Annotated in this window: 6 protein-coding genes; 2 read left to right on the top strand and 4 right to left on the bottom strand. The window is 67.1% G+C overall.

The genetic code is table 11. From position 1 onward, the window contains the following. Nucleotides 1-356: 356 nt before the first annotated feature. From K0M70_RS01745 to K0M70_RS01730, 4 genes are read right to left on the bottom strand one after another with little or no spacing between them, the layout of a single operon-like run. Nucleotides 357-749 (bottom strand): cupin domain-containing protein, encoded by a 393-nt coding sequence (locus K0M70_RS01745; RefSeq protein ID WP_290778470.1) that lies wholly within the window; start codon nt 747-749, stop codon nt 357-359. Nucleotides 750-758: 9 nt separating this feature from the next. Beyond that, nucleotides 759-1427, bottom strand: a complete 669-nt coding sequence (locus K0M70_RS01740; RefSeq protein WP_290778467.1) for a heme-binding protein — start codon at nt 1425-1427, stop codon at nt 759-761. Between the two features lie 53 nt (nt 1428-1480). Beyond that, nucleotides 1481-2341 carry an oxidoreductase gene (locus K0M70_RS01735; protein WP_290778464.1) on the bottom strand — a complete coding sequence of 287 codons (861 nt, stop codon included), beginning with the start codon at nt 2339-2341 and terminating at the stop codon, nt 1481-1483. A 16-nt stretch (nt 2342-2357) separates the two neighbouring features. Further along, entirely contained in the window at nt 2358-3740 is a 1383-nt protein-coding gene (locus K0M70_RS01730) for an NAD-dependent succinate-semialdehyde dehydrogenase (RefSeq protein ID WP_290778461.1), read from the bottom strand. A gap of 253 nt (nt 3741-3993) precedes the next feature. On the opposite strand from K0M70_RS01730, the gene K0M70_RS01725 reads away from it, so the two are divergent. Continuing rightward, nucleotides 3994-5028 (top strand): NADP-dependent oxidoreductase, encoded by a 1035-nt coding sequence (locus tag K0M70_RS01725; RefSeq protein ID WP_290778459.1) that lies wholly within the window; start codon nt 3994-3996, stop codon nt 5026-5028. Between the two features lie 37 nt (nt 5029-5065). Beyond that, nucleotides 5066-5444: alcohol dehydrogenase catalytic domain-containing protein (locus K0M70_RS01720; protein ID WP_290778456.1), on the top strand; the 379-nt coding region annotated here is incomplete at its 3' end.

Below are 5444 nucleotides of genomic sequence, written 5' to 3'. Positions count from 1 at the left end.
AACCGAGTGCTCACGGGGGCATACTTGGGGGCATGCGGCGAAAGCGCTGCTGGGGATCCCGCGCAGTTGGCGCCTTGCAAGCGTTAGTTTGATTGCCCCCACCACCAACAAACAACAACGCCACCCTCGGGTGGCGTTGTTGTTTCTGGGCATTCCGGAAAAGCACGCGGCAGGTGCGCCCGGGGATTCGCCCAGCCATATCAGCACCCCATACGCGACCAGCGGCCCGGGTACGGCGCCGCACTTGTCCAGCAAACCTTGCGCTTGCCGCCGTGGTGATTGATGACCTGGTGGACAAGGCGTTGGCTGCCGTGTCCTGGTCCCGATGCCCGGGGCATGGCCGCCTTCAGCGACCCCTACTCCGAGGTCGTGCCGTCGAAGTGCTCGGTGTCGGCCTCGGCGTCCGAGCGCGTGTGGTGCACCACGCCATCGCGATGGTTGGGCGGACAGTAGATCGTGTAGAGCTTGAGCGGCCCGGCTCCGGTGTTGATGATGTTGTGCCTGGCCCCGGCAGGAACCAGCACGGCGTAACCGGCCCTGATCGCCGTGCGAACCCCGTCCAGCACCGCCTCGCCGGTGCCCTGTTCGACCCGGAAGAACTGGTCGAGCTTGTGCACCTCGGCGCCGATCTCCTCCTGGGGCTTGAGCGCCATGACCACCAGCTGGCAGTGCCGGGCCGTATACAGCACCTGGCGGAAATCCTCATTGCTTGTGGCGATGCTCTCGATGTCTTGGACGTAGCCTTTCATGCGGGACTCCTAGGGTGTGCTGACTGGCGCCAGGGAAAGCCAGACCTCGTTGCGACGCATGAACCACGGCGTGAACGGCGCGTTGTAGCGCGAGAACACCGGCTCGCCCGTCCAGGCCAGGTTGGCGGCGCGCAGGGCCGCCTCAAGCTTGGCCAGGTGCCTGGCGTCGTTGGAGGCCGACCAGAAGCCCGAATAGCGGATGACGGCCACCTGCGCCGGCATCACTTCGCGCAGCTTCACGCGGGCGTCCAGGGGCTCGGGCGCACTCGACGCGGTGACGCCCCGGGGCAGCACGAACTGCACCAGGAAGCCGCCGGGCGCGGCGGTTTGCGTCACGGGCGCGGTCATCGCCAGCTTCACCGGCGCGGCTGTCTGCGTCACCGGCGCGGTCATGGCGAATTTCCGCTCCCCCTTGTTCTTGCCGAAGATGTAGCCGGCCAGGATCGGGAACGCCTGCCCGCCCGCCTTGCCGGCCGGGCCGGGAACCACGACCTCGGCGACGGCGTAGGCGCCGTACTGGCGCACTTCGATGTCCGCGAGCTGGCGAACGACTTGGTACTCCGGCTCTTCGGTGGCGTGGCTGGACATGGCGACGGTGCTCAAGGCGAGGATCAACAGGGCGGCGGCGCCGAACGCGGCGGCGGGGTGGCGAGGCAGTCGGGGCAGGATGGTTTTCATCGGATCACGGTCTCATCAGTCCGGCGTCACGCTCTACTGCGCGCCAGGTTTTCTTACTTCGGAAAGTCGGCGGCGCGGGCCACGGCCTCGCCCGCCGCGAAGTCCTGGCGCAAATGCTCGACCCGGGCCATCGCACCTTCGAAAGCGTCGTTGCCAAGCAGCAGGTGGTGCGGCGGGTTACCCGACGCCACCGCATCGACAATCGCCTTGGCGCCACGCACCGGGTCGCCCGGCTCGTCACCGGTGGATTGGCGCAGCGCAGCCCGGACCTTGCCGGCCGTGGCGCTGTAGTCGTCGATCCGGACCGCGCTCTCGTTGGCCGAGCGGCCCGCCCAGTCGGTGCGGAAGCCGCTGGGTTCGACCACCATCACCTGCAGGCCCAGCGGCTCGACCTCGTGGCGCAAGGCCGCCGACAGGCCTTCGACGGCGAACTTCGTCGCGTTGTAATAGCCCAGCGCCGGGAAGCCGCGCAGCCCCGCCAGCGACGACACGTTGACGATGCAGCCCGACCGCTGCTCGCGCATGCCGGGCAGCACGGCCCAGATCATGCGGCCGGTGCCGAACACGTTGACGTCGAACATCTTGCGCACCTCGGGCTCCTCGCTTTCCTCCACCGCGGCGAAGTAGCCAATGCCGGCGTTGTTCACCAGCACGTCAATGCGGCCGAAGCGACCCAGGGTGGACTTGATCGCCGCTTCAGCCTGGTCGGGCCGGGTCACGTCGAGCTCGAGCACCAGCACCTGGTCGCTGGCGCCAAGGTCTTCCAGTTTCGACGGGTCGCGCGCCGTGACCACGGTACGGTATCCGCGCTCGATGCACTCCTTGGCCAACTCCAGGCCAAAGCCCGTGGAGCAGCCGGTGATGAGCCACACCGGCGGCTCGGTGACGGGCGTCTTGCTGGGGGATGCGTTCATCGAATGTCCTTTTCGTTCAAACCGGAGCCGGGAAATGCCCGGTGCGCACGAGCTTTTTGTTGACGAATTCCTGGATGCCCATGTTGCCCAGTTCGCGTCCGTAGCCCGAGTGCTTGATGCCGCCGAAAGGCAGGTCGGCGTCGGCCCAGCTGATGTTGTTGACGAACATCATCCCGGTATCCACCCGGCTGGCCACGCGCTTGCCGCGCGCTTGATCGCGCGTCCAAACCGAGCCGCCGAGGCCGAAGTCGGAGTCGTTGGCCAGCGCGATCGCTTCGTCCTCGTCCTTCACGCGATAGAAGGACGCGACGGGACCAAAGAACTCGTCGCGGAACGCAGGGTTGTCCGGCTGGATGTCGGTGAGCAGCGTGGGCTGCATGAACCAGCCGGGACGGTCGATACGCTTGCCGCCCAGCACCAGCGTGGCGCCGGCGTCCACGGCGGCGTCCACCTGCGCCAGCAGCTGCAGCAGCGCCGCTTCGGTGGACAGCGGGCCGTGCGTGGTGGTTTCCAGCATCGGGTCACCGGGCTGCAGCGCTTCCAGCGCCGCGGTGAACTTCGCCAGGAACGCGTCGGCGACCGCTTCGAGCACGATGAATCGCTTGGCCGCGCAGCAGGTCTGGCCACAGTTGTACATGCGACCCCAGACGGCCCACGGAATCACCTGGTCGATGTCGGCATCTTCCAGGACGATGAAGGCGTCGCTGCCGCCCAGTTCCATCGTGGACTTCTTCAGGTTCTGGCCGGCGCGGGCCGCGACGCTGCGCCCGGCGTCCAGGCTTCCGGTCAGCGCCACGCCCTTCACGCGCGGGTCGTCGATCACGCGGTCGGACTGTTCGTAGGAGATGACCAGGTTGGTGTAGGCGCCGACCGGCGCGCCGGCATCGATGAGCAGCTTCTCGAAGGCGATGGCGCACTGCGGGACGCAGCCTGCATGCTTGACCACCAGCACGTTGCCGGCCATCAGCTGCGGGCCGGCCACGCGGGCCAGCTGGTAGTAAGGGAAGTTCCAGGGTTCGACGCAGAACAAGACGCCCAGCGGCGAGTTCTCCATGTGCGCCTCGCCGTGCGCGGGATGCAGCGTGGTCGGCGCCAGGAACGCCTCGGCGTGCTCGGCGTAGTACGCCAGGATGTCGGCGCTGAACTTCACTTCGCCGCGCGCCTCGTCGATGCGCTTGCCCATCTCGAGCGTTTCAAGCCGGGCGAAGTCATCGACATGGGCGTGCATCAGGGCGGCCGCCCGGTTGAGGATGACCGCCCGCTCGGCGTAGCTCATGTGTTTCCAGGACTGGAAGCAGGACTCGGCGGCCGCCAGGGCGCTTTCAAGCTGGGCATTGCTGATGTGCTCGAAGCTCTCGAGCACTTTTCCGTCATTGGGGTTGATGCTTTGGTAGGGCACGGTGGGGTCGTCCTTGAACGTTGGCGGGGGCGCAAGCCGGGGCCACCCTGCCCGGGGGCAGTCGGCGAGGTCTGCGCGGGGGCTTCTAGCCAGTCTGGCCGCCGAAAGCGGCTCGGTCTGTTCGCTGGCATACCCTGGGTTGGCGGAGTGTTCTCCACCGCACCGACTCCGATGGGCTCGCCGCCTAGCCTGAAAGCGTCACCCGGCCTTCGTCGAGAGCCTCTGGCGCGCCAGGAAAAGGAGAGCCCGCACCATGCCGCAGAACACTACCGTCAATCGTCGCATCGTCTTGGCCAACCGGCCCCGCGGCGCGCCCACGGCTGCGGACTTCCGCATCGAGAACGCCTCCGTGCCCGATCCCGGAACGGGCCAGGTGCTGCTGCGCACGCTGTATCTTTCGCTGGACCCCTACATGCGCGGGCGCATGAGCGATGCGCCTTCCTACGCGGCACCCGTGTCCCTCGGCGACGTGATGGTCGGCGGTACGGTGTCGCGCGTCGAGGCGTCCCGGCACGATGGCTTCAATGTCGGTGACCTGGTGCTGGGTTACGCGGGCTGGCAGGACTACGCTCTGTCCGACGGCAAGGGCCTGACCACGCTGCCAACCGAACAGTCACATCCTTCACTTGCGCTGGGTGTACTGGGAATGCCGGGCTTCACGGGTTACATGGGCCTGCTGGACATCGGCAGGCCACAGGCCGGCGAAACCGTGGTGGTCGCTGCCGCCAGCGGCCCCGTCGGATCGGTGGTTGGGCAGGTCGCGAAGATCAAGGGCTGCACCGTCGTGGGCATCGCCGGGGGCGCGCAGAAGTGCCGCTACGTGGTGGACGAACTGGGCTTCGATGCGTGCATCGACCACCGTGCCCCGGACCTTCCCCGAAGCTTGGCCGCCGCGTGCCCGAAGGGCATCGACGTGTACTTCGAGAACGTGGGTGGCGCCGTGTTCGACGCCGTGCTGCCGCTGCTCAACGCCAAGGCCCGAGTGCCGGTTTGTGGCCTGGTGGCTGCCTACAATGCCACCGAGCTGCCGCCGGGGCCCGACCGCCTGGGGCTGCTGGTGGGCACCTTGCTGCGCAAGCGCATCACGATGCAGGGTTTCATCGTTTTCGATGACTACGCACCGCGCTTCCCCGAGTTCACCGCCGCCATGGGCGAATGGGTACAGGCGGGAAAGGTCAAAGTGCGCGAAGACATCGTGTCCGGACTTGAGAATGCACCCGAGGCCTTCATCGGACTGCTGGAGGGCAAGAACTTTGGCAAGCTGGTAGTACAGTTGGCCCACGAATGAACCTTGCCGTCAGCGGGTATAAATTTCGGAGAACGCCATGACCAAGATGAGAGCCGCCATATTCGTCGAACCCGGGCGCATCGTGATCGACGACAAGCCCATTCCCGACGTCGGACCGCTGGACGCACTGATGCGGGTCACCACCACCACCATCTGCGGCACCGATGTGCACATCCGCAAAGGCGAGTACCCGGTGGCCAGGGGCCTGACCATCGGCCACGAGCCGGTGGGCGTGATCGAGAAGCTGGGCTCCGCGGTAACCGGCTACCGCGAAGGGCAGCGGGTCATCGCCGGTGCCATCACGCCCAGCGGCTGGAGCAACGCGTGCCTGTGCGGCCAGGCGTCGCAGGACGGCGCCGGCACCGCGCACGGCTTCAAGGCCATGGGCGGCTGGAAGTTCGGCAACACCATCGACG

Source organism: Arenimonas sp. (assembly GCF_019459675.1).
GTDB lineage: Bacteria > Pseudomonadota > Gammaproteobacteria > Xanthomonadales > Xanthomonadaceae > Arenimonas.
The sequence above is the reverse complement of the archived record's forward strand: the minus strand, read 5'-3'. Positions and strand labels throughout refer to the sequence as shown.

Coding starts and splice junctions, on each gene's coding strand:
- K0M70_RS01735 (WP_290778464.1), bottom strand. CDS start 2,341: ATGAACGCATCCCCCAGCAAGACGCCCGTCACCGAGCCGCCGGTGTGG.
- K0M70_RS01725 (WP_290778459.1), top strand. CDS start 3,994: ATGCCGCAGAACACTACCGTCAATCGTCGCATCGTCTTGGCCAACCGG.
- K0M70_RS01740 (WP_290778467.1), bottom strand. CDS start 1,427: ATGAAAACCATCCTGCCCCGACTGCCTCGCCACCCCGCCGCCGCGTTC.
- K0M70_RS01745 (WP_290778470.1), bottom strand. CDS start 749: ATGAAAGGCTACGTCCAAGACATCGAGAGCATCGCCACAAGCAATGAG.